General features: G+C 67.5%; 26 protein-coding genes. 19 read left to right on the plus strand and 7 right to left on the minus strand.

Annotated elements, in window-relative coordinates; translation table 11 throughout:
- The first annotated feature begins 17 nt into the window (after positions 1–17).
- The 8 genes from aroB to FOZ74_RS11985 all read left to right on the plus strand — a co-directional run bounded on the left by aroB (position 18) and on the right by FOZ74_RS11985 (position 8056).
- Positions 18–1127, plus strand: a complete 1110-nt coding sequence (gene aroB, locus FOZ74_RS11950; protein ID WP_146913273.1) for a 3-dehydroquinate synthase — start codon at positions 18–20, stop codon at positions 1125–1127.
- Between the two features lie 57 nt (positions 1128–1184).
- The gene (locus FOZ74_RS11955; protein ID WP_146913274.1) at positions 1185–2366 is read left to right on the plus strand and encodes a deoxyguanosinetriphosphate triphosphohydrolase; all 1182 of its coding nucleotides are present in this window, start codon (positions 1185–1187) and stop codon (positions 2364–2366) included.
- Positions 2363–3583, plus strand: coding sequence for an MFS transporter (locus FOZ74_RS11960; RefSeq protein WP_146913275.1), 1221 nt, complete (start codon positions 2363–2365; stop codon positions 3581–3583). The genes FOZ74_RS11955 and FOZ74_RS11960 overlap by 4 nt, the downstream gene beginning before the upstream one ends.
- Before the next feature lie 191 nt (positions 3584–3774).
- Positions 3775–4689, plus strand: coding sequence for a class I SAM-dependent methyltransferase (locus FOZ74_RS11965; RefSeq protein WP_146913276.1), 915 nt, complete (start codon positions 3775–3777; stop codon positions 4687–4689).
- A gap of 87 nt (positions 4690–4776) precedes the next feature.
- Complete coding sequence (locus tag FOZ74_RS11970) at positions 4777–5592, plus strand: amino acid ABC transporter substrate-binding protein (RefSeq protein ID WP_146913277.1); 816 nt, start codon at positions 4777–4779, stop codon at positions 5590–5592.
- Positions 5593–5664: 72 nt separating this feature from the next.
- Entirely contained in the window at positions 5665–6318 is a 654-nt protein-coding gene (locus FOZ74_RS11975; protein ID WP_146913278.1) for an amino acid ABC transporter permease, read from the plus strand.
- On the plus strand, positions 6299–7078 hold the full coding sequence (locus FOZ74_RS11980; protein ID WP_146913279.1) for an amino acid ABC transporter ATP-binding protein: 780 nt from the start codon (positions 6299–6301) through the stop codon (positions 7076–7078). The genes FOZ74_RS11975 and FOZ74_RS11980 overlap by 20 nt, the downstream gene beginning before the upstream one ends.
- Positions 7079–7177: 99 nt before the next feature.
- Positions 7178–8056, plus strand: coding sequence for a lytic transglycosylase domain-containing protein (locus tag FOZ74_RS11985; RefSeq protein WP_255437597.1), 879 nt, complete (start codon positions 7178–7180; stop codon positions 8054–8056).
- 41 nt (positions 8057–8097) lie between these two features.
- On the opposite strand, the gene dnaJ is transcribed toward FOZ74_RS11985, so the two are convergent.
- From dnaJ to grpE, 3 genes are all read right to left on the minus strand, one after another.
- Positions 8098–9237: a molecular chaperone DnaJ gene (gene dnaJ / locus FOZ74_RS11990; protein ID WP_146913281.1), complete on the minus strand. Its 1140-nt coding sequence runs from the start codon at positions 9235–9237 to the stop codon at positions 8098–8100.
- A 140-nt stretch (positions 9238–9377) separates the two neighbouring features.
- Positions 9378–11321 carry a molecular chaperone DnaK gene (gene dnaK / locus FOZ74_RS11995; protein WP_146913282.1) on the minus strand — a complete coding sequence of 648 codons (1944 nt, stop codon included), beginning with the start codon at positions 11319–11321 and terminating at the stop codon, positions 9378–9380.
- Between the two features lie 82 nt (positions 11322–11403).
- Positions 11404–11952, minus strand: coding sequence for a nucleotide exchange factor GrpE (gene grpE / locus FOZ74_RS12000; RefSeq protein WP_146913283.1), 549 nt, complete (start codon positions 11950–11952; stop codon positions 11404–11406).
- Between the two features lie 226 nt (positions 11953–12178).
- Here grpE and rpsF point away from each other — a divergent pair, with 226 nt between their 5' ends.
- From rpsF to rplI, 4 genes are read left to right on the plus strand one after another with little or no spacing between them, the layout of a single operon-like run.
- The gene (gene rpsF, locus FOZ74_RS12005; protein WP_146913284.1) at positions 12179–12547 is read left to right on the plus strand and encodes a 30S ribosomal protein S6; all 369 of its coding nucleotides are present in this window, start codon (positions 12179–12181) and stop codon (positions 12545–12547) included.
- Positions 12548–12557: 10 nt separating this feature from the next.
- Entirely contained in the window at positions 12558–12872 is a 315-nt protein-coding gene (priB, locus tag FOZ74_RS12010) for a primosomal replication protein N (RefSeq protein ID WP_146913285.1), read from the plus strand.
- 21 nt (positions 12873–12893) lie between these two features.
- Positions 12894–13172: a 30S ribosomal protein S18 gene (rpsR, locus tag FOZ74_RS12015; RefSeq protein ID WP_146913286.1), complete on the plus strand. Its 279-nt coding sequence runs from the start codon at positions 12894–12896 to the stop codon at positions 13170–13172.
- Positions 13173–13184: 12 nt separating this feature from the next.
- Complete coding sequence (gene rplI, locus FOZ74_RS12020; RefSeq protein WP_146913287.1) at positions 13185–13637, plus strand: 50S ribosomal protein L9; 453 nt, start codon at positions 13185–13187, stop codon at positions 13635–13637.
- An 80-nt stretch (positions 13638–13717) separates the two neighbouring features.
- Here rplI and FOZ74_RS12025 read toward each other — a convergent pair whose 3' ends face one another.
- Positions 13718–14083: a PilZ domain-containing protein gene (locus FOZ74_RS12025; protein WP_146913288.1), complete on the minus strand. Its 366-nt coding sequence runs from the start codon at positions 14081–14083 to the stop codon at positions 13718–13720.
- Between the two features lie 195 nt (positions 14084–14278).
- Here FOZ74_RS12025 and dnaB point away from each other — a divergent pair, with 195 nt between their 5' ends.
- Both dnaB and amaB read left to right on the plus strand, forming a co-directional pair.
- Positions 14279–15697 (plus strand): replicative DNA helicase, encoded by a 1419-nt coding sequence (gene dnaB, locus FOZ74_RS12030; RefSeq protein WP_146913289.1) that lies wholly within the window; start codon positions 14279–14281, stop codon positions 15695–15697.
- On the plus strand, positions 15687–17231 hold the full coding sequence (gene amaB, locus FOZ74_RS12035; protein ID WP_146913290.1) for an L-piperidine-6-carboxylate dehydrogenase: 1545 nt from the start codon (positions 15687–15689) through the stop codon (positions 17229–17231). Before dnaB ends, amaB begins: the two co-directional genes overlap by 11 nt.
- Before the next feature lie 77 nt (positions 17232–17308).
- Here the strand turns inward: amaB and FOZ74_RS12040 are convergent, their stop codons facing one another.
- From FOZ74_RS12040 to FOZ74_RS12050, 3 genes are all read right to left on the minus strand, one after another.
- Positions 17309–19000 carry a PhoH family protein gene (locus tag FOZ74_RS12040; protein WP_146913291.1) on the minus strand — a complete coding sequence of 564 codons (1692 nt, stop codon included), beginning with the start codon at positions 18998–19000 and terminating at the stop codon, positions 17309–17311.
- A 116-nt stretch (positions 19001–19116) separates the two neighbouring features.
- Positions 19117–19605 carry a peroxiredoxin gene (locus FOZ74_RS12045; protein WP_146913292.1) on the minus strand — a complete coding sequence of 163 codons (489 nt, stop codon included), beginning with the start codon at positions 19603–19605 and terminating at the stop codon, positions 19117–19119.
- Positions 19606–19763: 158 nt separating this feature from the next.
- The gene (locus tag FOZ74_RS12050; protein WP_146913293.1) at positions 19764–20129 is read right to left on the minus strand and encodes an Mth938-like domain-containing protein; all 366 of its coding nucleotides are present in this window, start codon (positions 20127–20129) and stop codon (positions 19764–19766) included.
- A gap of 89 nt (positions 20130–20218) precedes the next feature.
- Here FOZ74_RS12050 and FOZ74_RS12055 point away from each other — a divergent pair, with 89 nt between their 5' ends.
- The 5 genes from FOZ74_RS12055 to thrC all read left to right on the plus strand — a co-directional run bounded on the left by FOZ74_RS12055 (position 20219) and on the right by thrC (position 25131).
- Positions 20219–21493 (plus strand): pyridoxal phosphate-dependent aminotransferase, encoded by a 1275-nt coding sequence (locus tag FOZ74_RS12055; RefSeq protein ID WP_146913294.1) that lies wholly within the window; start codon positions 20219–20221, stop codon positions 21491–21493.
- Positions 21494–21530: 37 nt separating this feature from the next.
- Positions 21531–22889, plus strand: a complete 1359-nt coding sequence (locus FOZ74_RS12060) for a homoserine dehydrogenase (RefSeq protein ID WP_146913295.1) — start codon at positions 21531–21533, stop codon at positions 22887–22889.
- A gap of 62 nt (positions 22890–22951) precedes the next feature.
- Complete coding sequence (locus FOZ74_RS12065) at positions 22952–23206, plus strand: type II toxin-antitoxin system Phd/YefM family antitoxin (protein WP_146913296.1); 255 nt, start codon at positions 22952–22954, stop codon at positions 23204–23206.
- Positions 23207–23211: 5 nt separating this feature from the next.
- Positions 23212–23628, plus strand: coding sequence for a PIN domain-containing protein (locus FOZ74_RS12070; RefSeq protein WP_146913297.1), 417 nt, complete (start codon positions 23212–23214; stop codon positions 23626–23628).
- Positions 23629–23649: 21 nt separating this feature from the next.
- The gene (gene thrC / locus FOZ74_RS12075; RefSeq protein ID WP_146913298.1) at positions 23650–25131 is read left to right on the plus strand and encodes a threonine synthase; all 1482 of its coding nucleotides are present in this window, start codon (positions 23650–23652) and stop codon (positions 25129–25131) included.
- The last annotated feature ends 141 nt before the right edge of the window (positions 25132–25272 follow it).

The raw sequence follows: 25272 nt of genomic DNA on the forward strand, positions 1-25272 counted from the left end.
CATCGCCGTTCTCCGCCATGCACTCCATCCACCATACCGTCGCCATCGAGCTGGGGGCCCGCAGTTATCCCATCGAAATCGCGGACGCCCTGATCACGCAGGGCCGTACCCGGGACCTTGCCTTTCCTGCGGGAACGGCGGCCATGGTCGTGAGCAACACGCTCGTGCAGCCGCTCTATGCGCAGGCCCTGGCGCAGCGCCTGCATCCGCACTATGGCCGGGTGCACACCGTCACCCTCCCCGACGGCGAAGCGCACAAAGACTGGCAAACCCTCAACCTGATCTTCGAAGCCCTGCTCACCCACGGCTGCGACCGCAAGACCGTGCTGTTCGCGCTCGGCGGCGGGGTGGTCGGCGACATGACCGGGTTTGCCGCTGCCTGCTACATGCGCGGCGTGCCCTTCGTGCAGGTGCCGACGACGCTGCTTGCGCAGGTGGACTCCAGCGTAGGCGGCAAGACCGCCATCAACCATCGGCTGGGCAAGAACATGATTGGCGCCTTCTACCAGCCGCGGCTGGTGGTCTGCGACCTGTCTACGCTCGATACGCTGCCCGAGCGCGAGCTGTCGGCGGGCCTGGCCGAGGTGATCAAGTACGGACCGATCGCCGACATGGCCTTCTTTGACTGGCTGGAGGCGCACATGGACGCGCTGCGCGCGCGCGACAAGGTGGCGCTGGCGCATGTGGTCAGGCGCTGCTGCGAGATCAAGGCCGAGGTGGTGGCGCAGGACGAGCGCGAATCCGGCCTGCGCGCCATCCTCAACTTCGGCCACACCTTCGGTCATGCGATCGAGACCGGCATGGGCTATGGCGCGTGGCTGCATGGCGAGGGCGTGGCCGCCGGAATGGTGATGGCGGGCGAGCTGTCGCTGCGCCTGGGCCTGGTCGATGGCCGCTTCGTGCAGCGCCTGCGTGCGCTGCTTGCGCGCGCCGGGCTGCCGACACAGGCGCCGGTGCTCGATGCGCGGGACAATGCGGCGCGCTACCTGCAGCTGATGCGCGTGGACAAGAAGGCCGAGGCGGGCGAGATCCGCTTCGTGCTGATCGACGGCCCGGGCAGGGCGCTGGTGCGGCCGGCGCCGGACGCGCTGGTGCGCGAAGTCATCGACGCCTGTTGTGCGGGTTGATATCTGTTTTTATAGCTGTTCGCGCTTGCTGGGTGGGCGTTTGAGCCAGATTTGATCATGAATATCGTTCTTGCGCCCCATGCTTGCGACCCGGCGCATACGCGCGGGCGGCGCTGGCCGGTGGCGCCGGACGCGACGCGCAGCGACTACCAGCGCGACCGCGATCGCATCGTGCATTCCTCGGCTTTTCGGCGGCTGGAGTACAAGACCCAGGTCTTCGTCAACCACGAGGGGGATCTGTTTCGCACGCGCCTGACGCACTCGCTGGAGGTAGCGCAGCTCGGCCGCTCGATTGCGCGCTCGCTCAGCCTCAACGAAGACCTGGTGGAGGCGGTCTGCCTGGCGCACGACCTGGGCCACACGCCCTTCGGCCATGCGGGGCAGGAGGCGCTCAACGATTGCATGCGCGACTGGGGCGGCTTCGAGCACAACCTGCAGAGCCTGCGCGTGGTGGACCGGCTGGAGCAGCGCTACCCCGCCTACGATGGCCTGAACCTCACCTTCGAGGCGCGCGAAGGCATCCTCAAGCACTGTTCGCGGCGCAATGCCGAGCAGCTGCAGGCGCTGGAGCCGGGTGGCGTGGGCGAGCGTTTCCTGCTCGGCCACCAGCCCAGCCTGGAGGCGCAACTGTGCAATCTGGCGGACGCCATTGCCTACAACGCACACGACGTGGACGACGGCGTGCGCTCCAACCTGCTCACGCTGGAGCAGCTCGCTGAAGTGCCGCTGGTGGCGCGCTACCTGGCCCAGGTCGGCGAGCGCTACCCGGCCTTGAAGGGCGATGCGGCGCTGGCGCGCGGCGAGCGCCGCCTGCTGTATGAAACCATACGCCGCATGCTCAGCGACCAGGTGCACGACGTGATCGCCACGACCCGCGCGGCGGTGCAGGCCATGGCGCCTGCCAGCGTGGACGCGGTGCGCCGCCTGCCGCCGCTGGTGGCGTTTTCCCCGGCGATGCGCGCCGACGTGCAGCAGCTGCAGCAGTTTCTGTTCGGCAAGCTCTATCGCCACCCGCAGGTGCTGGCCACCATGGATGCGGCCCAGCAGGTGGTGCGCGAGCTGTTTGCCGCCTACCGGGGCGACGCGCGGCAAATGCCCGCGCGCCAGGCGGAGCAGGCCCGGGCCGCCGCCGGCGAGGCCCGGCGCATGCGCGTGGTGGCGGACTTCATCGCCGGCATGACCGACCGCTTCGCGCTGCGCGAGCACGAGCGCCTGACCGGCCGGCGGCTGCTTGCATGAAGCCCGCGGCCGACCCGGGCGCGCGCATCGCGCTGGTCGTCATCCTTGCCGGAGTGGCGGCGGCGCTGCATATCGCCAAGCTGCCGCCCGCGGTGCCGGTGCTCCAGCGCGAGCTGGGCATCACCCTGGTGCAGGCCGGTTTTCTGCTGTCGCTGGTGCAGCTGGCCTCGATGGCGCTGGGCATCGTCGCCGGCCTGGTGGGCGACGGCATCGGGCTCAGGCGCAGCATGCTGATGGGTCTGGCGCTGCTCACCGCGGCCGGGTTCGCGGGTGGGTTTGCGCACGAGGTGCAGACGCTGCTGGTGCTGCGCGCGGTCGAAGGCCTGGGCTTCCTGATGACCACCGTTCCTGCGCCCAGCCTGATTGCGCGCAGCGTGCGCCCGGCCAGCCGCACGCGGGTGCTGGGCTTCTGGGGCGCCTTCATGCCGCTGGGCACCGCGCTGGCCCTGCTTGCCGGGCCTGACGTCATGGCGCTGATCGACTGGAACGGCTGGTGGTGGCTGATTGCCGCGATTTCGCTGGCCATGGCCGCCTGGCTGGCGCGCAGCGTGCCGCCCGACCCGCCGCGCGCCGCCACCGGTGACCATGGCTGGCCCCGGCGCCTGCGGCGCACGCTGGGCGCGCGCGGGCCGTGGCTGGTGGCGCTGAGCTTCGCGGTGTATTCGGCGCAATGGCTGTCGGTGATCGGCTTTCTGCCCGCGCTCTATGCGGCCTCGGGCTGGAGCGGCACGCTGGGCGCGGTGCTGACCGCGGCGGTGGCCGCCATCAACATGGTGGGCAACATCGCGGCGGGGCGGCTGCTGTCGCGCGGCGTGGCGCCGCGCAGGGTGCTCTGGGCGGCCTTCGCGGCCATGGCCGTCGGGGTGTTTCTGGCGTTTGCGACGCCCACGGAACAGGCGCCGGTGCTGCGCTACGGCGGTGCGCTGCTGTTTTCCTGCCTGGGCGGCATGATCCCGGGGGCCTTGTTCGGCCTCGCGCCCCGGCTGGCGCCGGACGCGCAGACCGTCTCACCCACCATGGGCTGGATGTTGCAGTGGTCGGCCATCGGCCAGTTTGTCGGCCCGCCGCTGGTGGCCTGGGTGGCCAGCCTTGCGGGCGGCTGGCAATGGACCTGGGTCATTCTCGGCCTGTGCAGCCTGTGCGGCGCGGGCCTGGCCTGGGCGCTGCAGCGGCAACTGCAGCGCACCGAGGCGAAGGGTGGCGCGTACAGTGCCTGAACCTTGCACCGCCGCCGGTCCCTGGCCCGAATGGCGCGGTGCTTGCGGCCTGCATCGGGTCTGAATGAAAGAGCCAAGATGAACAGTGATTTATGCCTAAAACCCTTGGTGGTAAAGCGCTTGCAGCTCCTGTTTTTGAGGATGTCACCCGTTTTGCCCGCTGTCCCCGGCACACACGCGAGGCCGCGGCCATGACGCGCAAGCAGGGGGGCGATGCGGCGCAGGCGCGCCAGGCGGTGCTGGCCGAGCTGCGCCCCGGGCAGTCGCTGGAGCTGCTGCAGGCGCTGCACATCCTCACGCGCGACGGGCTGATGAACCAGGACTCGCGGCGCAAGCTCAAGCAGGTCTATCACCTCTACCAGTTCATCGCGCCGCTGCTGGACGAGCTGGCGCAGGACGGCCATGCGCCCTTGCTGGCCGACCACGGCGCGGGCAAGTCCTACCTCGGCTTCATCCTCTACGACCTGTTCTTCAAGGCCTTGGGGCGCGGGCAGGTGGTCGGCATCGAATGGCGCGCCGAGCTGGTGCAGCGCTCGCGCGAGCTGGCGCAGCGCCTGGGCTTCGAGCGCATGCGCTTCCTGGACATGGCGGTGGCCGATGCGGCCGCGCGTGCCGACCTGCCCGCGCGTTTTGACATCGTCACCGCGCTGCACGCCTGCGACACCGCTACGGACGACGCGATCGATTTCGGCCTGGCCAAGCAGGCGCGCGCCATGGTGCTCGTGCCCTGCTGCCAGGCGGAGCTCGCGCGCGGCCTGCGCCGGAACAAGGCGCTGAACCTGGCGCGCACGCCGCTGGCCGAGCTCTGGCGCCACCCCATCCATACGCGCGAGCTGGGCAGCCAGATTACCAACGTGCTGCGCTGTCTGCGTCTGGAGGCCAACGGCTACCAGGTGACGGTGACCGAGCTGGTGGGCTGGGAGCACAGCCTGAAGAACGAGTTGATCATCGCCCGCTACCACGGCCAGAGAAAGCGCAGCGCGCAGCAGCGGCTTGCGGCGATTCTGGACGAGTTCGGCCTGCGCCCGCTGCTGGGCGCGCGCTTCGGGGCGCCGCCGGTCCAGGCCGTCGCCAGCGCAGCCGCGGGGCCAGGGCAGGGCGAATAGGCGGCAGTGGCTGCGATCAATGGGACAATCCCATCCTTTGCCGATGAATGGCATCGGCGTTCATTTTTCATCGAGGATGCTCTGACCATGAAGAAATTTGCCGCTGTCGCCCTGCTGAGCCTGGGCGTGGTTCTTGCCGGTTGCTCCAAGCAGGAGGTGGCCGAGTCCGCCCCGGCCGCCGAGCCCGCGCCCGCCGCAGCCGCGCCCGCAGCCGTGACCAAGATCGTGGTCGGGCTGGACGACAACTTCCCGCCCATGGGTTTTCGCGACGACAAGAACGAGCTCGTCGGCTTTGACATCGACATGGCCAGGGAAGCGGCCCAGCGCCTGGGCCTGGAGGTGAGCTTCAAGCCCATAGACTGGAGCGCCAAGGAGGCCGAGCTCTCGGGCAAGCGCGTGGACGTGCTCTGGAACGGCCTGACGATTACCGAAGAGCGCAAGCAGAACATCGCCTTCACCGCGCCCTACATGGAAAACCACCAGATCATCGTGGTGGCGGCCGATTCGGGCATCAAGACCAAGGCCGACCTGGCCGACAAGGTCGTCGGCGCGCAAGAGGGCTCGAGCGCCGTGGACGCGGCCAAGAAGGACGAGGCGGTATTCAAGTCCTTCAAGGAGTTCAAGACCTTCGGCGACAACGTGACGGCGCTGATGGACCTGTCCGCCGGCCGCCTGCAGGCCGTGGTGGTTGACGAGGTGGTGGGCCGCTACTACGTGGCCAAGAAGCCTGACCAGTACAGCGTGCTGGACGAACACTTCGGTACCGAGGACTACGGCGTGGGCCTGCGCAAGGACGACGGCGAGCTGCTCGCGAAGCTGGACAAGGTGCTGGGCGATATGAAGCAGGACGGCGCGGCGGCGAAGATCTCCGAGCAGTGGTTCGGCAAGAACATAGTCAAGTAAGCGAGGGCTGACCGCGGCCGGCTGGCGCGAAAGGCGCATCGCTGGCGCGCGGCGGGCCGTCATCGGGCGCGCATGGACTATTTTCTGTCGCTGCTGGGGCCGCTCGCGCAGGGCGCGCTCGTCACGCTCAAGCTGTTCTTCATCACGGTGGCGTTGGCGCTGCCGCTGGGGCTGCTGCTGGCGCTGGCGCGCGTGTCGCACCTGCGCGCGCTGTCCGCCGCGGTCAACGGCTACATCTGGCTGATGCGCGGCACGCCGCTGATGCTGCAGATGCTGTTCATCTATTTTGCGCTGCCCTTCGTGCCGGTGGTGGGCGTGAGGCTGCCGGACTTTCCCTCGGCCGTGGTGGCCTTCACGCTGAACTACGCCGCCTACTTTGCCGAGATCTTCCGCGCCGGCATCCTGTCGGTGGACCGCGGGCAGTACGAGGCGGCGCGCGTGCTGGGCATGAACTACCGCCAGACGATGCGGCGCATCGTGTTGCCGCAGATGGTGCGCAACATCCTGCCGCCGCTCTCGAACGAGACCATCACGCTGGTCAAGGACACCTCGCTGATCTACGTGCTGGCGCTCAACGACCTGCTGCGTGCGGCGCGCGGTATCGTGCAGCGCGACTTCACCACCTCGCCCTTCATCGTGGCCGCTGCCTTCTATCTCATCATGACGCTGGTGCTGACCTGGGGTTTCCAACGGCTGGAGCGCCACCATGCCCGCTATGACGCCTGATGTCCCCATGATTGCGGCGGCGCAATTGAAGAAGCGCTTCGGCAGCAACGAGGTGCTGCGCGGGGTGTCGCTGTCGGTGGCGCACGGCGAGGTGGTGGCGCTGATTGGCCCTTCGGGCTCGGGCAAGAGCACCTTCCTGCGCTGCCTGAACCAGCTCGAAACCATCGATGCGGGCGAGATCCGCATCGCCGGTGAACTGCTTGTCGGCACCGACGCGCAGGGCCAGTGCCGCTATGCGCCCGAGGCCGAGGCACGCCGCCTGTGCCGCAAGAGCGGCATGGTGTTCCAGCATTTCAACCTGTTCCCGCACCTCACCGTGCTGGAAAACCTGATCGAGGCACCCATGGTGGTGGCGGGCCTGGCGCGCGCCGAGGCGCTGCAGCGGGCCGAACGCCTGCTGGCCAAGGTGGGCCTGTCGGCCAAGCGCGACAGCTACCCGGCACGCCTGTCGGGCGGGCAGAAGCAGCGCGTGGCCATCGCCCGCGCGCTGGCCATGGAGCCCGAGATCATGCTGTTTGACGAGCCCACCAGTGCGCTGGACCCGGAGCTGACCGGCGAGGTGCTGCGCACCATGCGCGAGCTGGCCGATGAACGCATGACCATGCTGGTGGTGACCCACGAGATGGGTTTTGCGCGCGAGGTGGCGCACACCGTGGCCTTCATGGACGAGGGCGAGCTGGTGGTGCAGCGCGCGGCCCGCGAGTTCTTTGCCGATCCGGGGCACGAGCGTGCCCAGGCCTTTCTGGACCACATGCTCTGAACTCTGGCGAGCGGCCGGCTTGGCCGCGCGCTTGCGGGTGCGCCGCGCCCGGAACGGGGCGGGATTACAGTGTGGCTCCGTATGCAAGTGCATCTCGCCATGCCGGCACGCGTCGGCCTGATTTTTTTCCTGCTTGCCGGATCCGTGGCTGCGAACGCCCAAAGCGGCGGGGATGCGCTGGGCTGGAACGACGAGCCGCCCGCAATCATGCGCTGGCTGGACGAAGGCTACGCCGCCGAGTACCGCGGCGCGCGGACTCTGGCAGAACAACGCTACTGCGCGGCGGCCCGCGAGGGCAGCCTGGAGGGGCAATATCGCCTGGGCCGCCTGCTGCTGCTGGGTGGCGCGCAGAGCGACCACGTGGCGGCGACCACGCTGCTGGCCCTGGCTGCCCGGCTCGGGCATGAAAAGGCCCGGGTGTTGCTGGCCGGCCAGGCGCCGGGCGATCAGCTGCCGGACTGCCTGCGCCCCGGTGAGCCACCCGCGCCCGCCGTGCAAAGCACCGTGGTGTCGGCCGAGGAGGTCGAGCGTTACGTGGCGGGCCTGGCACCATGGCAGCGCCGCCAGGCGCGCCTGATCGAGCGCCTGGCACCGCGCTTTGAGGTGGATCCACGCCTGGCGCTGGCCATTGTTCGGGCGGAATCGAATTTCGATCCGCTCGCGCTCTCGCCGCGCAACGCCCAGGGCCTGATGCAGTTGATTCCGGAGACCGCCGAGCGCTATGGCGTGCGCGACGTCTGGAACGCGGAGCAAAACGCGCGCGGCGGCCTGGCGCATCTGCGCTGGCTGCTGCAGCGATTCGAAGGCGACGTGGCCCTGGTGTCCGCGGCGTACAACGCGGGCGAGGGCGCGGTCAAACGCAGCGGCGGCGTGCCGCCCTTCGCAGAAACGCGCGAGTACGTCAGGCGCGTGCTTGCGTTCTATCGCGCCAGGCACCATGTGGCGCCCGGCGCGCAGGCCTTCGCGAAGCGCCGCTGAGCCATCTGATCGGCCAGCGGGGGCGTCTCGTGCCTGTGCCGTCAGCTGAAGAAGCTGCGCTTCAGGCGCTCGGTCCAGCTCTCGGTCGAGGGCGAGTGCTTGGCGCCGCCTTTCTTCAGCGACTCTTCCAGCTCGCGCAGGAGCTTCCTCTGGTACTCGGTGAGCTTGACCGGCGTCTCGACCACGATGTGGCAGTACAGGTCACCCGGGTAGCTTGCGCGTATGCCCTTGATGCCCTTGCCGCGCAGGCGAAACTGCTTGCCGGCCTGCGTGCCCTCGGGGATGTCGATGGCCGCCTTCCCGCCCAGGGTGGGCACCTCGATCTCGCCGCCTAGCGCCGCGGTGATGAAACTCACCGGCACCTGGCAGTGCAGGTCGTCGCCGTCGCGCTCGAAGATGTCGTGTTTCTTGATGCGGATCTCGATATAGAGGTCGCCGGGTGGTCCGCCGTTGGTGCCGGGCTCGCCATTGCCGGTGGAGCGGATGCGCATGCCGTCGTCGATGCCGGCGGGGATCTTCACTTCCAGCGTCTTCTGCTGCTTGATCTTGCCCTGGCCGTGGCAGGTGGTGCAGGGGTCGGTGATCACCTTGCCCGCGCCGCGGCAGTGCGGACAGGTCTGCTGCACGCTGAAAAACCCCTGGCGCATCTGCACCACGCCGCTGCCCTGGCAGGTGTTGCAGGTCTTGGGGCTGGTGCCGGGCTTGGCGCCGCTGCCGTGGCAGGTGTCGCAGTTGTCCCAGCTCGGAATGCGAATCTGCGCGTCCTTGCCGCTCGCCGCCTCTTCCAGCGTGACCTCCATGGCGTAGGACAGGTCGCTGCCGCGGTACACCTGCCGCCCGCCCCGGCCCGCGCGCTGCCCGCCGAACATGTCGCCGAAGATGTCGCCAAAGGCCTCGGCAAAACCGCCGAAGCCTTCCGCGCCGCCCATGCCCCCGCGCATGTTCGGGTCCACGCCCGCATGCCCGTACTGGTCGTAGGCTGCGCGCCTTTGGCCGTCGGAGAGCATCTCGTAGGCCTCCTTGGCCTCCTTGAATTTCTCTTCCGCCGTCCTGGCGGCGTCACCCTGGTTGCGGTCGGGGTGGTACTTCATCGCAAGTTTGCGATAAGCCTTCTTGATCTCGTCTTCGCTGGCGTTCTTGGGAACGCCCAGGACTTCGTAATAGTCGCGTTTGCTGGCCATGGGCTGATCGCTGTTCCTGGTTCACCGCAGGGGATGGCGCGGCGATTGCAACGCGGCGCCCCTCCTCACCTGCTCACTTGCACCAGCGCAAAGGGCGGCCAGGCACGCAGCCTGCCGCCCTGAGGCTGCCTGGGCTGGATTCAGCCCTTCTTGACTTCCTTGACTTCCGCGTCCACGACGTTGTCGTCGTCCGCGGCCGCGGACGGCTGGGCCGGCGGCTCGCCACCGGGCGCGGCTCCCGCCGCGGCGCCGGCCTGGGCGGCAGCGTCGGCATACATCTTCTCGCCCAGCTTCTGGCTTGCGGTCATCAGGGCATTGGTCTTGTCCTCGATCGCCGCCTTGTCCTCGCCCTTGAGGGCTTCTTCCAGCTCCTTGACCGCGGCTTCGACCTTTTCCTTCTCGCCCGCCTCAAGCTTGTCGCCGTGCTCGGCGAGCGCCTTCTGCGTGCTGTGCACCGCCGCTTCGCCCTGGTTGCGCGCCTGCACGAGTTCGAGCTTCTTCTTGTCGTCGGCGGCGTTGAGCTCGGCGTCCTTGACCATCTTCTGGATCTCTTCCTCGGACAGGCCCGAAGACGCCTTGATGGTGATCTTGTTTTCCTTGCCCGTGCCCTTGTCCTTGGCACCCACGTGCAGGATGCCGTTGGCGTCGATGTCGAAACTCACCTCGATCTGGGGCGTGCCGCGCGATGCGGGCGGAATGCCTTCCAGATTGAACTCGCCCAGCAGCTTGTTGGCCGTGGCGATCTCGCGCTCGCCCTGGTAGACCTTGATCGTCACCGCGGGCTGGTTGTCCTCGGCGGTGGAGAAGGTCTGGGCGAACTTGGTCGGAATGGTGGTGTTCTTGGTGATCATCTTGGTCATGACGCCACCCAGGGTCTCGATGCCCAGCGACAGCGGCGTCACGTCCAGCAGCAGCACGTCCTTGCGGTCGCCCGAGAGCACCTGGCCCTGCACGGCCGCGCCCACGGCCACGGCTTCGTCGGGGTTCACGTCCTTGCGCGGCTCCTTGCCGAAGAACTCCTTGACCTGCTCCTGCACCTTGGGCATGCGCGTCATGCCGCCGACCAGGATCACGTCGTTGATGTCGCTCACGCTGATGCCCGCATCCTTGATGGCGGTGCGGCACGGGCCTATGGTGCGCTCGATCAGGTCCTCGACCAGGCTTTCGAGCTTGGCGCGCGTGAGCTTGATGTTCAGGTGCTTGGGGCCCGAGGCATCGGCCGTAATGTAGGGCAGGTTGATGTCGGTCTGCGCGGAGTTGGACAGCTCGATCTTGGCCTTCTCTGCCGCTTCTTTCAGACGCTGCAGCGCGAGCACGTCGGCCTTGAGGTCCACGCCCTGGTCCTTCTTGAACTCGCCGATGATGTAGTCGATGATGCGCTGGTCGAAATCCTCACCACCCAGGAAGGTGTCGCCGTTGGTGGCCAGTACCTCGAACTGCTTCTCGCCGTCGACGTCGGCGATCTCGATCACCGACACGTCAAACGTGCCGCCGCCCAGGTCGTAGACGACGATCTTGCGGTCGCCCTTGCCCTGCTTGTCCAGGCCGAAGGCGAGCGCCGCGGCCGTGGGTTCGTTGATGATGCGCTTGACTTCCAGGCCGGCGATGCGCCCGGCGTCCTTGGTCGCCTGGCGCTGGCTGTCGTTGAAGTAGGCGGGGACCGTGATGACGGCCTCGGTCACCGGCTCGCCCAGGTAGTCCTCGGCGGTCTTCTTCATCTTGCGCAGGGTCTCGGCGCTGATCTGCGGCGGCGCGAGCTTCTGGTCGCGCACCTGCACCCAGGCGTCGCCGTTGTCGGCCTTGATGATGGCAAAGGGTGCCAGGCCCAGGTCCTTCTGCACTTCCTTGTCGTCGTACTTGCGCCCGATCAGGCGCTTGACGGCGTAGATCGTGTTCTTGGGGTTGGTCACGGCCTGGCGCTTGGCGCTGGCGCCAACGAGGATCTCGCCGTCGTCCTGGTAGGCGACGATGGAGGGCGTGGTGCGCGCGCCCTCGCTGTTCTCGATCACGCGCGTGGCATTGCCTTCCATGATGGCCACGCAGCTATTGGTCGTGCCCAGGTCGATGCCGATGATCTTTCCCATGTTCTTCTCCGTAATGTGTCAAGACTGATGCTGTGCTACGTGCGGTTCACGCGGCTGAATTCAAGTGCCGGCGGCGCCCGCCCTAGGGGCTGCCGGCCACGGTCACGAGCGCCGGGCGCAGCACGCGATCGAAGATCAGGTAGCCCTTTTGCAGCACGCTCACGACGGTGTTGGCTTCTTGCTCGGAAGGCACGACGCTGATGGCCTGGTGCTGGTGCGGGTCGAACTTTTCGCCCGCCGCCGGATTGACCACCACCACCTTGTTGCGCTCCAGCGCGGACACCAGCTGGCGCAAGGTGGCCTCGCTGCCCTCGCGCAGCTGCCCGGCGCTGGCGTTTTCTATGGCCAGGGCCGCGTCCAGGCTGTCGCATACCGGCAGCAGGTTCTCGGCGAAGCTCTCGATGCCGAATTTGCGCGCCTTGGCAACGTCTTCCTCGGCGCGGCGGCGGACGTTTTCCGCTTCGGCCTTGGCGCGCAGGAACTGGTCCGCGAGCTCGGCGCTCCTGGCCTTGAGTTCGGCCAGCTCGTTTTGCAGGCGGGCGATTTCATCGTGCGTGTCGGCGGCCATGGCGGACTGTGTGTCGTCCAGATCGGCATCGCGCGAGGGGGGAGTGGTTGGGTGGTCGGACATGTCTGAAAAACGCTGTGTGGTTCGTGTGGGAACGTGTTCGAGAGCAGGCGCCATGCATCTGGGGACGGCGCGCCGGCTTTCAAGGCGCCGGCGCCGCGAACGCCACCCCCCCGGGCGCGCGAAGGCGTGAGTGTACCCAGACGGCTTTCGCTTCTATAATCGCGGGTTTCCTTGCCACACCGCACATGACGACGCAGCGGGTGGCTTTCAACCACAAGGAGGTTGCATGCGTCACTATGAAATCGTCTTGCTCATCCATCCGGACCAGAGCGAGCAGGTGCCGGCGATGCTCGAGCGCTACAAGGGCATGATCACCGCAGGCGGTGGTCAGGTGCACCGCGTGGAAGACTGGGGCCGCCGCCAACTGGCCTACATGATCAGCAAGCTGGCCAAGGCGCACTACCTGTGCCTGAACATCGAGGCCGACCAGGCCGTGATGGCCGAACTGGAGCACGCCTTCAAGTTCAACGACGCGGTGCTGCGCCACCTCACGGTGCAGAAGACCAAGGCCGAAACCACGCCGTCGCTGATGATGAAGACCGTGGAGCGCGAAGAAGCCCGCAAGGCCAGCCAGGCCGAAGCGGCAGAGCGCTGAGCGCACGGCCGTGCCCCCAACGGGAGGTGACACCACCCTCAATCGCCTGCAGCTGACGGCGAGCGTGGCGCAACTGCAGCCGCTGCGCCATACGCCGGCCGGCCTGCCTGCGCTGGACGTGAGTCTGGCCCATGCGTCCACCCAGGACGAAGCCGACGGGCAGCGGCAGGTGGCCGTGACGCTCCGGGCCGTGGCCTTCGGCACGCTGGCCGAGCGGCTTGCCAGGCAGGCGCTGGAGAGCCTCTGGGATTTCCAGGGATTCCTGGCCCAGGCGCGCAACGGCAAGGGCGTGGTGTTTCACATCCAGGCGTTTCAACCCCATTAGTTTTTCAAAAAGGTTCCGAGCATGTTCAGGAAATTCAACAAGGGCGGCAAGGGCGGCAAGCGCAACAGCCAGTCGCTGCTGTTCAAGCGCAAGCGTTTCTGCCGCTTCACCGTGGCCGGTGTCGAGGAGATCGACTACAAGGACATCGACACGCTGCGCGACTTCATCGCCGAAAACGGCAAGATCATTCCCGCGCGCCTGACCGGCACGCGCGCCATCTACCAGCGTCAGCTCAATACCGCCATCAAGCGCGCGCGCTTCCTGGCACTGCTGCCGTTCACCGACCAGCACAAGATCTGAGGAGCCACAGCCATGCAAGTGATATTGCTCGACAAGGTGGTCAACCTCGGTGCGCTGGGCGACATCGTCAAGGTCAAGGACGGCTATGCCCGCAACTACCTGATCCCCACGGGCCGCGCCCACCGCGCGACCGCGGCCGCCAAGGCCGAATTCGAAGCGCGCCGCGCCGAACTGGAGAAGGCCGCGGCCGACAAGCTTGCCCAGGCCCAGGCCGAGGCGGCGCAGCTCGCGCAGCTGACCCTCAAGCTCACGCAGAAGGCGGGCGTCGATGGCCGCTTGTTCGGTTCGGTCACGAGCTACGACATCGCCGACGAACTGCACCGTCAGGGCGTGAAGGTGCACAAGGCGCAGATCCGCATGCCCGACGGCCCGATCAAGGTGGTCGGTGAAAGCAGCGTGACCGTGGTGCTGCACACCGACGTGTCGGTGGAGCTGGCGGTGGCGGTGTACGGCGAAACCGCCTGAAGCTGCTCTGCAAAGCCAAGCCGAAGCCGCCCCTGCCGGGGCGGCTTTTCTATGCGCGTGCGGCTGCGGCGCCAGCGCCCTCAGTGCAGGCCGCTGAGCTCGGCCAGATCGCGCTCCAGCAGCGCAGGGTCGCCCAGTTGCAGCTCGATCAGCCGGCGCAGGTGGGTCACGCTGTCGATGTCCACGCTCAGGCAGGCCACGCCGATATGTTCCTCCTGCAGGTGCGTCACCTCTACGGCCATGCGGATGTACTCCTGCGGGGCGAGCGGGACGGTCAGTTCGCAGCGCAGACCGGGCTGCAGCGCCGTTCTGTCCAGCGCCGTCTGCAGCAATGCTCCCTTGAGCGACAGGTCGAGCACGCGCACCGCGACCGCCTGCCCGGCCCAGCGCAGCTGGCCGGGGCTGTCGAACCGTACACGGACGTAGTGGCGGCGCTCGTAGGGCATGGCGTTGGCGGTCTGGGGCGGACAACTGCGATGCTAGCGCCTGAGCGGCGCCGGGCAAAGTGCGGCGCCATCGCCGCTCGTGTGCACACCTTGACCAGCGCTTGTACACCACTTGTCCACAGCTTGTGCGATGACGTGCGGTCGGCGGCTGGTTAGGATGCCCGCTTGCCCGCGATTTTCTGGATTGCCCGATTGATGTCTGCCGTGATTTCCGCACCGCTGGAGACCTATGTTCCAGCCCATTTCCCCGACCGCGAGGTGACGCAGCTGCGTGTGCCTCCGCATTCGATCGAAGCCGAGTCCAGCGTGCTCGGTGGCCTGCTGCTTGACAACCTGGCCTGGGACAGGGTGAGCGACCTGCTCGGCGAGGGCGATTTCTACCGCAGCGAACACCAGCAGGTATATGCCGCCATCGGCGCGCTGATCGGCGCGAACAAGCCGGCGGACGTGATCACGGTGCACGAGCGCCTGCAGAGCGTGGGCAAGGCCGAGGAAACCGGCGGCCTGGCCTACCTGAACAGCCTGGCGCAGTACGTGCCCAGCGCCAGCAACATCCGCCGCTACGCCGAGATCGTGCGCGAGCGCGCCATTTTGAGAAAGCTCGTCTCGGCCAGCGACGAGATCGCCACCAACGCCTTCAACCCGCAAGGCAGGCCGGTGGACCGCATCCTGGACGAGGCCGAGCAGAAGATCTTCGCCATCGGCGAAGAGGGCTCGCGCATGAAGCAGGGCTTCCAGCCCATGGAGTCGCTGGTCGTGAGCCTGCTCGACCGCGTGCAGGAGATGGCCGACAACCCCATGGACGTGACCGGCGTGCCCACCGGCTTCACCGACCTGGACCGCATGACCAGCGGTCTGCAGGCGGGCGACCTGGTGGTGCTGGCCGCGCGCCCGTCCATGGGCAAGACCTCGCTGGCGGTGAACATCGCCGAGCACGTGGCGCTCAACGAGCAGCTGCCGGTGGCGATCTTCTCGATGGAAATGGGCGCGGCCCAGCTGGCGGTGCGCATCGTCGGCTCGATAGGCCGCATCGACCAGGGGCACTTGCGCACCGGCAAGCTCACCGACCAGGAATGGCCGCGCCTGACCGAGGCGATAGAGCGGCTGCGTTCGGTCTCGCTGCATATCGACGAGACGCCGGGCCTGACGCCCTCGGAGCTGCGCGCCAGTGCCCGACGCCTGGCGCGCCAGTGCGGCAAGCTCGGGCTGATCGTGGTGGACTACCTGCAGCTCATGAGCGGTTCGGGCGGCGGCCAGGGCGAGAACCGCGCGACCGAGCTCGGCGAGATCTCGCGCGGCCTGAAGATGCTGGCCAAGGAACTGCAGTGCCCCGTGATCGCGCTGTCGCAGCTCAACCGCTCGGTGGAGCAGCGCAACGACAAGCGCCCCTTGATGAGCGACCTGCGCGAATCGGGCGCGATCGAGCAGGACGCCGACATCATCATGTTCATCTACCGCGACGACTACTACAACAAGGAGAGCAAGGAGCCCAACGTCTCGGAGATCATCATCGGCAAGCAGCGCAATGGCCCGACGGGCACCGTCAAGCTGTTCTTCCAGAAGGACCAGACGCGCTTCGAGAACCTGGCGCTGGAGCAGGGCAATGGTTACTGAAAATTCGCAGGTGCGGCTCGCGCGACTGGCGCGGCTGCTCGGCTGGACGGTCCCCGCGGCGGGCGGTGCGGCCGACCTTGCAGTGCGCGCTCCGCGCGACGGCGCGCTGCTGGCCAGGCTGAGCGCGCAGACACCGGCGCAGGTGCAGGCCGCGATCGATGCTGCCGTGCGCGCGGGCAAGCGCTGGCGCGCGGTGCCCGCGCCCGTGCGCGGCGAGCTGGTGCGGCGTCTGGCCGCCCTGTTGCGCGAGCACAAGGCGCAGCTGGGCGAGCTGGTCTCGCTGGAGGCCGGCAAGATCCTCGGCGAAGGGCAGGGCGAGGTGCAGGAGATGATCGACATCTGCGACTTCGCCGTCGGGCTGTCGCGCCAGCTCCATGGCCTGACGATCGCCAGCGAGCGCCCCGGCCACCGCATGATGGAAACCTGGCACCCGGCCGGCGTGGTCGGCATCATCTCGGCCTTCAATTTCCCGGTGGCGGTCTGGTCCTGGAATGCGGCGCTTGCCCTGGTCTGCGGCAACGCCATTGTCTGGAAGCCGTCGGAGAAGACCCCGCTCACGGCGCTGGTCTGCCAGCATCTGCTGCAGCAGGCGGCCGCGCAGCTCAATGCCGAGCGGCCCGGCTGCGTGCCCGAAGGGCTGAGCCAGGTGGTGCCGGGTGCACGTGAGGCGGGAGAAGCGCTGGCTGCCAGCCCGCAGGTGGCGGTGCTCAGTGCCACGGGTTCCACGCGCATGGGACGGCAGGTGGCGGTGAAGGTCGCCGAACGTTTTGGCCGCAGCATTCTGGAGCTGGGCGGCAACAACGCCATGGTGGTGACGGCCTCGGCCGACCTGGAGCTGGCGGTGCGCGCCATCGTGTTCGCGGCCGTGGGCACGGCGGGCCAGCGCTGCACCACGCTGCGCCGGCTGATCGTGCATGCTTCGGTGCACGACGCGCTGCTGGCGCGTCTCGAGCGCGTGTACCAGAGCATCGCGGTGGGCGACCCGCTGCAGCCATCGACCCTGGTGGGGCCCTTGATAGACCGCGGTGCCTTCGATGCCATGCAGGCGGCGCTCGCGCAGGCGCGCGCCGAGGGCGCCCTCAGCATGGTGGGCGGTGAGCGCGTATGCCAGGCGCTGGGCGAGGACGCCTGGTACGTGCGCCCGGCGCTGGTGCAGATGCCGGCGCAGACGGCCGTGGTGCGCGAGGAAACCTTCGCCCCCATCCTCTACGTGCTGCGCTACGGGGGCGATCTGGACGAAGCGGTCGCGCTGCAGAACGACGTGCCCCAGGGTCTGTCCTCGGCCATCTTCACGCAGGACCTGGCCGAAGCCGAGCGCTTCCTGTCGGCGGCCGGCAGCGACTGCGGCATTGCCAACGTGAACATCGGCACCTCGGGCGCGGAGATCGGCGGCGCGTTCGGCGGCGAGAAAGAGACCGGCGGCGGGCGCGAATCGGGCTCGGACGCCTGGAAGGGTTACATGCGCCGTGCCACCAACACGATCAACTTCAGCGGCGCGCTGCCGCTGGCGCAGGGCGTGCGCTTCGACGTATAAGGCAGAATTTTAGAAAAAAAGGGCTCCAGCGCTTTCTGGGCATGCGCTGACAGCTATTGTTTTCGGGTGCTCGCTGATCAGAGCACCTCGCTGGCGAAGTCCGCCAGGCGCGAGCGTTCGCCACGCGCCAGCAGGATGTGGCCGCTGTGCGCCCAGCCCTTGAAGCGGTCCACCGCAAAGGTCAGGCCCGAGGAGCCTTCGGTGAGGTAGGGCGTGTCGATCTGTCCGAGGTTGCCCATGCAGATGATCTTGGTGCCCGGCCCCGCGCGGGTGATGAGTGTCTTCATCTGCTTGGGCGTGAGGTTCTGCGCCTCGTCGATGATCACGTACTTGTTCATGAAGGTGCGCCCGCGCATGAAGTTCATGCTCTTGATCTTGATGCGGCTGCGGATCAGCTCGTTGGTCGCGGCGCGCCCCCATTCGCCGGCGCCGCTGCCGCCGTCGCCCTTGGCGAGGAATTCGAGGTTGTCGTCCAGCGCGCCCATCCATGGGCCCATCTTCTCTTCCTCGGTGCCGGGCAGAAAGCCGATGTCCTCGCCCACGCTCACCGTCGCGCGGGTCATGATGATCTCGCTGTAGCGGCGCTCGTCGAGCACCTGCGTGAGGCCCGCGGCCAGCGCCAGCAGCGTCTTGCCGGTGCCTGCCTGGCCGGTGAGCGTGACGAAGTCCACCTCGGGGTCCATCAAGAGGTTCATCGCGAAGTTCTGCTCGCGGTTGCGCGTGTTCACGCCCCAGACCGCGTTCTTGGCCGAGCCGTAGTCCTTGAGCGTCTGCAGCACCGCGCTCTTGTCGCGGATCTCGGTGACGCGCGCATACAGGCTGGGTTCCCCCGGCGCCTCGAAATAGACGAACTGGTTGATCAGCATCTGCGCCACCTGCGGGCCGCTCACGCGGTAGCAGGTGGTGGCGCCGTGCTGCCAGCTCTCCACCTTCTTGCCGGCCTTGATCCAGAAGTCGGGCGCAAGCGCCAGGTAGCCCGAATACAGCAGGTCGCCGTCGTCGAGCACCTTGTCGTTCTCGTAGTCCTCCGCGGCCAGGCCCAGCGCGCGCGCCTTCACGCGCATGTTGATGTCCTTGGACACCAGCACCACCTCGCGCGGCGCATGGCGCGTGCGCAGCGCCTGCACCACGCCCAGGATCTGGTTGTCCGCCTTGCCTTGGGGCAGGCTCGCGGGCAGTTCGTAGCTCAGCGGCTCGGTCTGGAAGTAGAGCTGGCCGGTGGCGGCGCGCTGCCCGCTGCCATTGAGCGGCACGCCCCGGGCCATGTCGCTGCTGGTGGCGGCGGCGACCAGCGCATCCAGCGTGCGGCTGGCCTGGCGGCCGTTGCGCGCGACCTCGGTGGTGCCGCGTTTGTGCGCGTCCAGCTCTTCGAGCACCACCATGGGCAGGAAGATGTCGTGCTCCTCGAAGCGAAACAGGCTGGTGGGGTCGTGCAGCAGCACGTTGGTGTCGAGCACGAAGAGCTTGGCTGCGCCGCTGCCCGCGGCGCCCGTCTTGCGCGCGCGCGCGCCGCCCTTGCGTTGCGGTGCGGGCGACGGCGCGGGCGCTGGCACAGGTGCGCGTGCCGCCGGCTGCGGCACGGGCGCTGGCGCCAGCGCGGGCCGGGGCGGCGCAGGGCGCGCCGCGGGTGCGGAGGGCCTTGCCTGCGCCGGCCTGGCGGGCGAAACGGGCGCTGCCTTGGCCGCGGCCGGTTTTGCCGGGGCGTCGGCCTTGCGCTTGCCGGCCGAGAGCAGGGCCGCACGTTGGGTGGGTGGTGGTGGCAGGGGCATGGGGGTGTTCAGAAATGGAAAAGCCGCCCGGGAGACCGGGCGGCTTTCGTGACATGGCTGTGGTTCAGGCCCATGGGGCCATTATGCATGCGCTCCCCATGGGAGGGAGGCCACGCTCAGGCGACCTTCTTGACCGGGGTCTTGAGCGCCTTGACGGCCTTGAGCACGTCTTCGACGTGGCCCGGCACCTTCAGGCCGCGCCACTCCTGCACCACGATGCCGTCGGCATTGATGAGGAAGGTGGAGCGCTCGATGCCCTTGACCTTCTTGCCGTACATGATCTTGTTCTTGACCACGCCGAACATGTGGCACATTTTCTCTTCGGTGTCGGCGATCAGCTCGAAGGGCAGCTCGAGCTTGGCCTTGAAGTCGTCGTGCGACTTCATGTTGTCGCGCGAGACGCCGAAGACCTCGGCGCCGAGCTTGACGAAATCCTTGTACCTGTCGCGAAACTGCATGGCTTCCGTCGTGCAGCCGGGGGTATTGTCCTTGGGGTAGAAGTACAGCACCAGCGCCTGGCCCAGATGCGAGACGTTGGAGACATGCACTTCGCCGGTCGCGTTGGCTTCAAATTCAGGAAGGGGTTTGTTGACAGCAATCGCCATGGCAGTTCGTCTCTCTCGTGTGGGGCCGCACAAATGCCGAGGGTGATTGGGAGGTAGGTGCGTAACCCTCGGCTGCAAGACCGCCATTTTAACCCGTCGCTGGGAAAAAAGCCAGTTGCGACAGGCCCGCGCAGCCCGCCCCGGCGGTTTGCGCGCGCTCAGACGAGCAGCGCCGCAAACACCTTGCGGCCTTCGCCGGCGAGGATGTTGTAGGTGCGACAGGCCGCGTGGGTGTCCATGGTTTCCATGCCGACGTGGCGCGCCATCAAGGGCTTGAGCCACTGCGGCGGCACGAAGCGCCCGCGCTCCCCGCTGCCGAAGATGACCACCTCGGCGTCCAGCTCCGCCAGCTGGGCGAAGTGGGCGGGCGAGAGGTCTTCGAAGCGCTCGCACTTCCAGTCGATGCGCTCGCCGCTGAAGCCGATGATCACGCTGTGCGTGAGCCGCTCGGCATCCACCGCGATCCAGCCCGGGCCGTAGCCGGTGACGGTCTGGGTGTCGCTGCGATCGGGCTGGAACTTCATGGTGGGGTATGTCAGGTTGCACTGCAGCATGGGCGGCAGGCAAGTGTGGTCAAATTATAGGTTTCGTTCGCCGCCAGAGGCCCGGTGCCATGAAACCGCTGCACAAATCCGCCAAACTGAACAACGTGCTCTACGACGTGCGCGGCCCCATCGTGGACGCGGCGCGGCAGATGGAGGAAGAGGGCCAGAAGATCATCAAGCTCAATATCGGCAACATGGCGCCGTTCGGCTTCGATCCGCCCGACGAGGTGGTGCAGGACATGATCCGCAACCTGCCCGAGTCCGCCGGTTACTCGGACAGCAAGGGCCTCTTCGCCGCGCGCAAGGCGGTGATGCACTACACGCAGCAGCAGGGCATCGCCGGCGTCACGCTGGACGACATCTACCTGGGCAATGGCGCGAGCGAGCTGATCGTGATGGCGACCAATGCGCTGCTTGACGACGGCGACGAGCTGCTGCTGCCCGCGCCCGACTATCCGCTGTGGACGGCCGCGACCAGCCTGGCCGGTGGCGTGCCGGTGCATTACGTCTGCGACGAGGCGCGCGGCTGGATGCCGGACCTGGCCGACATGCGCGCCAAGATCGGGCCGAAGACGCGCGGCATCGTGGTGATCAACCCGAACAACCCCACGGGCGCGCTGTATTCCGACGAACTGCTCAAGGGCATCGTGCAGCTGGCGCGCGAGCACGAACTGGTGCTGCTGGTCGACGAGGTCTACGACAAGGTGCTGTACGAGGGCGCGCGCCACACGGCCATGGCCAGCCTTTCGACGGACGTGCTCACGCTCACTTTCAACTCGCTCTCCAAGGCCTACCGCTCCTGCGGCTTTCGCGCCGGCTGGATGGTGGTCTCGGGCGACAAGTCGCTGGCCGGCGACTACATCGAGGGCTTGAACATGCTGGCCAACCTCAAGCTCGGCTCCAACGTGCCGGGCCAGTGGGCGATCCAGACCGCCCTGGGCGGCTACCAGAGCATCAACGATCTGATCAGGGAAGGCGGGCGCCTGCGCGTGCAGCGCGACCTGGCCTATGAGCTGATCACCGCGATCCCGGGCGTCACCTGCGTCAAGCCCCAGGCGGCGCTGTACATGTTCCCGCGTCTCGATCCCGAGATGTACCCGATCGAGGACGACCGCCAGTTCTTCATGGAAGTGCTGCGCGCCACGCGCGTGATGCTGGTGCAGGGCACGGGTTTCAACTACCCCGATCACCAGCACTTTCGCATCGTCTTCCTGCCGCACAAGAGCGACCTGCGCGAGGCGATCGGGCGTCTGGCCAAGTTCCTGGAGCGGTATCGCGCGCGCCGCGCCAAGCCGGCATCCGTGCTTGCCATCAATCCTGAAAAAGAAGCTGCTCGCGCTTGACTGGCAAGCGTTTGAGCCCTATTTGACTAGTAAAACCATGAAACCCATCCAAGTCGGCCTGCTCGGCATAGGCACCGTAGGCAGCGGCACCTTCCAGGTGCTCTCGCGCAACCAGGAAGAGATCGGCCGGCGTGCCGGGCGGGCGATAGAGATCACCATGGTGGCCGACCTGGACACCGCGCGCGCGCGCTCCATCGTGGGCGACGGCGTGCGCGTGGTGGGCGACGCGCGCGAGGTCATCGCCAACCCCGAGATCGACGTGGTGGTGGAGCTGATCGGCGGCTACGGCATAGCCCGGCAGCTGGTGATGGAGGCCATTGGCCAGGGCAAGCACGTGGTCACGGCGAACAAGGCGCTGCTGGCGGTGCACGGCACCGAGATCTTCCGCGCGGCCGCGGCCAAGGGCGTGATCATCGCCTTCGAGGCGGCAGTCGCCGGGGGCATCCCCATCATCAAGGCGCTGCGCGAGGGGCTGACGGCCAACCGCATCCAGTGGGTGGCGGGCATCATCAACGGCACGACGAATTTCATCCTCAGCGAGATGCGCGACAAGGGCATGGACTTCGCCGCCGCCCTCAAGGACGCCCAGCGCCTGGGCTACGCCGAGGCCGACCCCACCTTCGACATCGAGGGCGTGGACGCGGCGCACAAGGCGACGCTCATCAGCGCGATTGCCTTCGGCATACCGGTGCAGTTCGACAAGTGCCACGTGGAAGGCATCACCAGGCTCGCGAGTGCCGACATCAGGTACGCCGAGCAGCTGGGCTACCGCATCAAGCTGCTGGGCATCACCCGGCGCACCGACAAGGGCGTGGAGCTGCGCGTGCACCCCACCCTGATCCCGGCGCGGCGCCTGATCGCCAACGTCGATGGCGCGATGAACGCGGTGGTGGTGCAGGGCGACGCGGTCGGTGCCACGCTCTACTACGGCAAGGGCGCGGGCAGCGAGCCGACGGCCAGTGCGGTGATTGCCGACCTGGTGGACATCGCGCGCCTGGACGGCGCCGACCCCGCGCACCGCGTGCCGCCGCTGGCCTTTCAGAGCAGCACGCTGGCGGCGGCCGGCGGCGACCTGCCCGTGCTGCCCATGGCCGAGGTGGTCACCGGCTACTACCTGCGCATCCGCGTGGTGGACGAGGCCGGCGTGCTGGCGCGCATCACCGGCATCCTGGCGGGCGCGGGCATCAGCATCGACGCCATCCTGCAGCGCGAAGCGCAGGAGGTAGTCAGCGAGGGCACCGCGCCCGAGGGCACGCAGGGCATACCGCAGACCGACCTGATCATCCTCACCCACGACACCCGCGAGGGCGACCTCGACGGCGCGCTGGCACAGATCCAGCCGCTGCCCACGGTGCTCGCGCCGATCACGCGCATCCGCAAGGAAGAGCTGAACTGAGGGTGTTTCTGGCCAGATCAGATAAAATCAGGCCAGAATAACGGATTTTTCAGGAGCTGGCCATGTCCTCAGTATGGCAAGTACAAGAAGCCAAGAACCACTTCAGCGAAATGATAGACCGGGCCCTGAGCGAAGGCCCGCAGACCGTTACGCGCCACGGCAAGCCCGTGGTACGGATGGTGGCGGTAGAGCAGGGGAGCACTGCATCGCATGGCGATGACGGGTTTGTCGACTTTCTGCTCAATGCCCCCAAAGCCGATGACTTCGAATTGCCGGAGCGCACCAGCATCAAGCCCCTGGAACCTCTGGGTGAGTGAGTGCCATGGTTTGGCTGCTGGATACCTGCGTGGTCTTCGAATCTTTCAAATCGCTTCCCGAGCCTGTCGTTCGGCAATGGCTGGACGCGCACCGGGGCCAGTGTCTGATACCGGCCGTGAGCGTGGGCGAGATTCTGTTTGGCATTGAACGCATGGTGCCCAGCGCCCGGCGCAGCCGCTTGCAACTGTGGTTTGAGCAGCTATGTCACGATTTCGAGGGCAAGATACTGCCCACGGATGAAGCGGTCTGGCGCACCTGGAGCCGCTTGCGGGTGTCTTGCCAGGCGATAGGCCGCCCGCAGGCAGACCTTGATCTGCTGATCGCGGCGACGGCAGTCACGCACCGCTTGCCCCTGGTGACCCGCAACACCCGCCATTTTCAAGACACCGGCCTGACGCTCGTCAACCCCTGGGATGCTTGATATCGGCATCAAGTGAACCCCATGCACTACCTCTCTACCCGTGGCGACGCCACAGCCCGAAAATTCTGCGACATCCTGCTCGAAGGCCTGGCGCCCGACGGCGGCCTGTACCTGCCCGAGCGCTATCCGCAGGTGAATGCGGCCGAACTTGCCCGCCTGCGCAAGGTACATGCCGAACAGGGCTATGCGGCGCTGGCCTTCGAGATCCTCTCGCTCTACATCGACGACATCCCCTCGGCCGACCTGAGGGCGATCTGCGACAAGACCTACACCGCCCAGGTCTTCGGCACGCGCGAGATCGTGCCGCTCAAGCCTTTGGAACCGGGACTGTTCCTGCTGGGCCTGTCCAACGGCCCGACGCTCGCCTTCAAGGACATGGCCATGCAGCTGCTGGGCCATCTGTTCGAATATGAGTTGGGCCGGCGCGGTGAAGAGCTCAACATCCTGGGCGCGACCAGCGGCGACACCGGCAGCGCCGCCGAATACGCCATGCGCGGCAAGCGGGGCATCCGCGTCTTCATGCTCAGCCCGCACGGGCGCATGAGCCCCTTCCAGCAGGCGCAGATGTTCAGCCTGCAGGATGCCAACATCCACAACATCGCCATCGAGGGCGTGTTCGACGACTGCCAGGACATCGTCAAGGCGGTCAGCAACGACCTCGCGTTCAAGGCGAGGTACCGCATCGGCACGGTGAACTCGATCAACTGGGCGCGGCTGCTGGCGCAGGTGGTGTATTACTTTGCGGGGTACTTCCAGGCGACCTCTGATCGCGTTGAAGCGGGGGGCGGCCCCCTGCCCCAGCCCTCTCCCCAGAGGGGCGAGGGGGCAGCGCGGGTGAGCTTTACCGTCCCGTCGGGCAACTTCGGCAACGTCTGCGCCGGGCACGTGGCGCGCATGATGGGGCTGCCCGTCGAGCACCTGGTCGTCGCCACCAATGAAAACGACGTGCTCGACGAGTTCTTCCGCACCGGCGTCTACCGCGTGCGCGCCGCGGCCGATACGCGGGAGACCTCCAGCCCCTCGATGGACATCTCCAAGGCGAGCAATTTCGAGCGCTTCGTCTTCGACCTGCTCGGGCGCGACGGCGCGGCCACGCGGCGGCTTTTTGCCGAGCAGCTTCCCGGCCAGGGTTTTTTCGACCTGAGCGGCGATGCGCGCTTTGCCCAGGCCGCGGCGCGCTACGGCTTTCGCAGCGGGCGCAGCACCCATGCCGACCGTCTGGCCACCATCCGCGAGGTGCATGCGCGGTGCGGCGTGACCATAGACACGCACACCGCCGACGGCGTGAAGGTGGCGCGCGAGCATCTGGACGGCAAGCCCATGCTCGTGCTGGAAACCGCCTTGCCGATCAAGTTCGCCCAGACCATCACCGAGGCGCTGGGCCATCCGCCCGAGCGGCCGGCGCAATTCGTCGGCATCGAAGACCTGCCCAAGCGCGTCAGCGTGCTGCCCGCCGAGGTTGCCGGCGTCAAGGCGGCCATCGCGGCGCAGGTCTCGGTCTAAGGTCAAATCGCCCTGAAGCGCCCGCCTGGCAAGCGCTTGCGGCTACAAAATGGGGAGCGAATGGGCTGCCTGGCAGCTCTCTGTTCGCCGGCCCTTGCCACCGGCCGCGCAGCCGCGGCGCGCAGGGCGGCCATGGCTGCG

The organism is Comamonas flocculans (assembly GCF_007954405.1).
Lineage (GTDB): Bacteria > Pseudomonadota > Gammaproteobacteria > Burkholderiales > Burkholderiaceae_C > Comamonas_C > Comamonas_C flocculans.

Coding starts and splice junctions, on each gene's coding strand:
- aroB (WP_146913273.1), top strand. CDS start 18: ATGCACTCCATCCACCATACCGTCGCCATCGAGCTGGGGGCCCGCAGT.
- FOZ74_RS11955 (WP_146913274.1), top strand. CDS start 1,185: ATGAATATCGTTCTTGCGCCCCATGCTTGCGACCCGGCGCATACGCGC.
- FOZ74_RS11960 (WP_146913275.1), top strand. CDS start 2,363: ATGAAGCCCGCGGCCGACCCGGGCGCGCGCATCGCGCTGGTCGTCATC.
- FOZ74_RS11965 (WP_146913276.1), top strand. CDS start 3,775: ATGACGCGCAAGCAGGGGGGCGATGCGGCGCAGGCGCGCCAGGCGGTG.
- FOZ74_RS11970 (WP_146913277.1), top strand. CDS start 4,777: ATGAAGAAATTTGCCGCTGTCGCCCTGCTGAGCCTGGGCGTGGTTCTT.
- FOZ74_RS11975 (WP_146913278.1), top strand. CDS start 5,665: ATGGACTATTTTCTGTCGCTGCTGGGGCCGCTCGCGCAGGGCGCGCTC.
- FOZ74_RS11980 (WP_146913279.1), top strand. CDS start 6,299: ATGCCCGCTATGACGCCTGATGTCCCCATGATTGCGGCGGCGCAATTG.
- FOZ74_RS11985 (WP_255437597.1), top strand. CDS start 7,178: ATGCCGGCACGCGTCGGCCTGATTTTTTTCCTGCTTGCCGGATCCGTG.
- dnaJ (WP_146913281.1), bottom strand. CDS start 9,237: ATGGCCAGCAAACGCGACTATTACGAAGTCCTGGGCGTTCCCAAGAAC.
- dnaK (WP_146913282.1), bottom strand. CDS start 11,321: ATGGGAAAGATCATCGGCATCGACCTGGGCACGACCAATAGCTGCGTG.
- grpE (WP_146913283.1), bottom strand. CDS start 11,952: ATGTCCGACCACCCAACCACTCCCCCCTCGCGCGATGCCGATCTGGAC.
- rpsF (WP_146913284.1), top strand. CDS start 12,179: ATGCGTCACTATGAAATCGTCTTGCTCATCCATCCGGACCAGAGCGAG.
- rpsR (WP_146913286.1), top strand. CDS start 12,894: ATGTTCAGGAAATTCAACAAGGGCGGCAAGGGCGGCAAGCGCAACAGC.
- rplI (WP_146913287.1), top strand. CDS start 13,185: ATGCAAGTGATATTGCTCGACAAGGTGGTCAACCTCGGTGCGCTGGGC.
- FOZ74_RS12025 (WP_146913288.1), bottom strand. CDS start 14,083: ATGCCCTACGAGCGCCGCCACTACGTCCGTGTACGGTTCGACAGCCCC.
- dnaB (WP_146913289.1), top strand. CDS start 14,279: ATGTCTGCCGTGATTTCCGCACCGCTGGAGACCTATGTTCCAGCCCAT.
- amaB (WP_146913290.1), top strand. CDS start 15,687: ATGGTTACTGAAAATTCGCAGGTGCGGCTCGCGCGACTGGCGCGGCTG.
- FOZ74_RS12040 (WP_146913291.1), bottom strand. CDS start 19,000: ATGCCCCTGCCACCACCACCCACCCAACGTGCGGCCCTGCTCTCGGCC.
- FOZ74_RS12045 (WP_146913292.1), bottom strand. CDS start 19,605: ATGGCGATTGCTGTCAACAAACCCCTTCCTGAATTTGAAGCCAACGCG.
- FOZ74_RS12050 (WP_146913293.1), bottom strand. CDS start 20,129: ATGAAGTTCCAGCCCGATCGCAGCGACACCCAGACCGTCACCGGCTAC.
- FOZ74_RS12055 (WP_146913294.1), top strand. CDS start 20,219: ATGAAACCGCTGCACAAATCCGCCAAACTGAACAACGTGCTCTACGAC.
- FOZ74_RS12060 (WP_146913295.1), top strand. CDS start 21,531: ATGAAACCCATCCAAGTCGGCCTGCTCGGCATAGGCACCGTAGGCAGC.
- FOZ74_RS12065 (WP_146913296.1), top strand. CDS start 22,952: ATGTCCTCAGTATGGCAAGTACAAGAAGCCAAGAACCACTTCAGCGAA.
- FOZ74_RS12070 (WP_146913297.1), top strand. CDS start 23,212: ATGGTTTGGCTGCTGGATACCTGCGTGGTCTTCGAATCTTTCAAATCG.
- thrC (WP_146913298.1), top strand. CDS start 23,650: ATGCACTACCTCTCTACCCGTGGCGACGCCACAGCCCGAAAATTCTGC.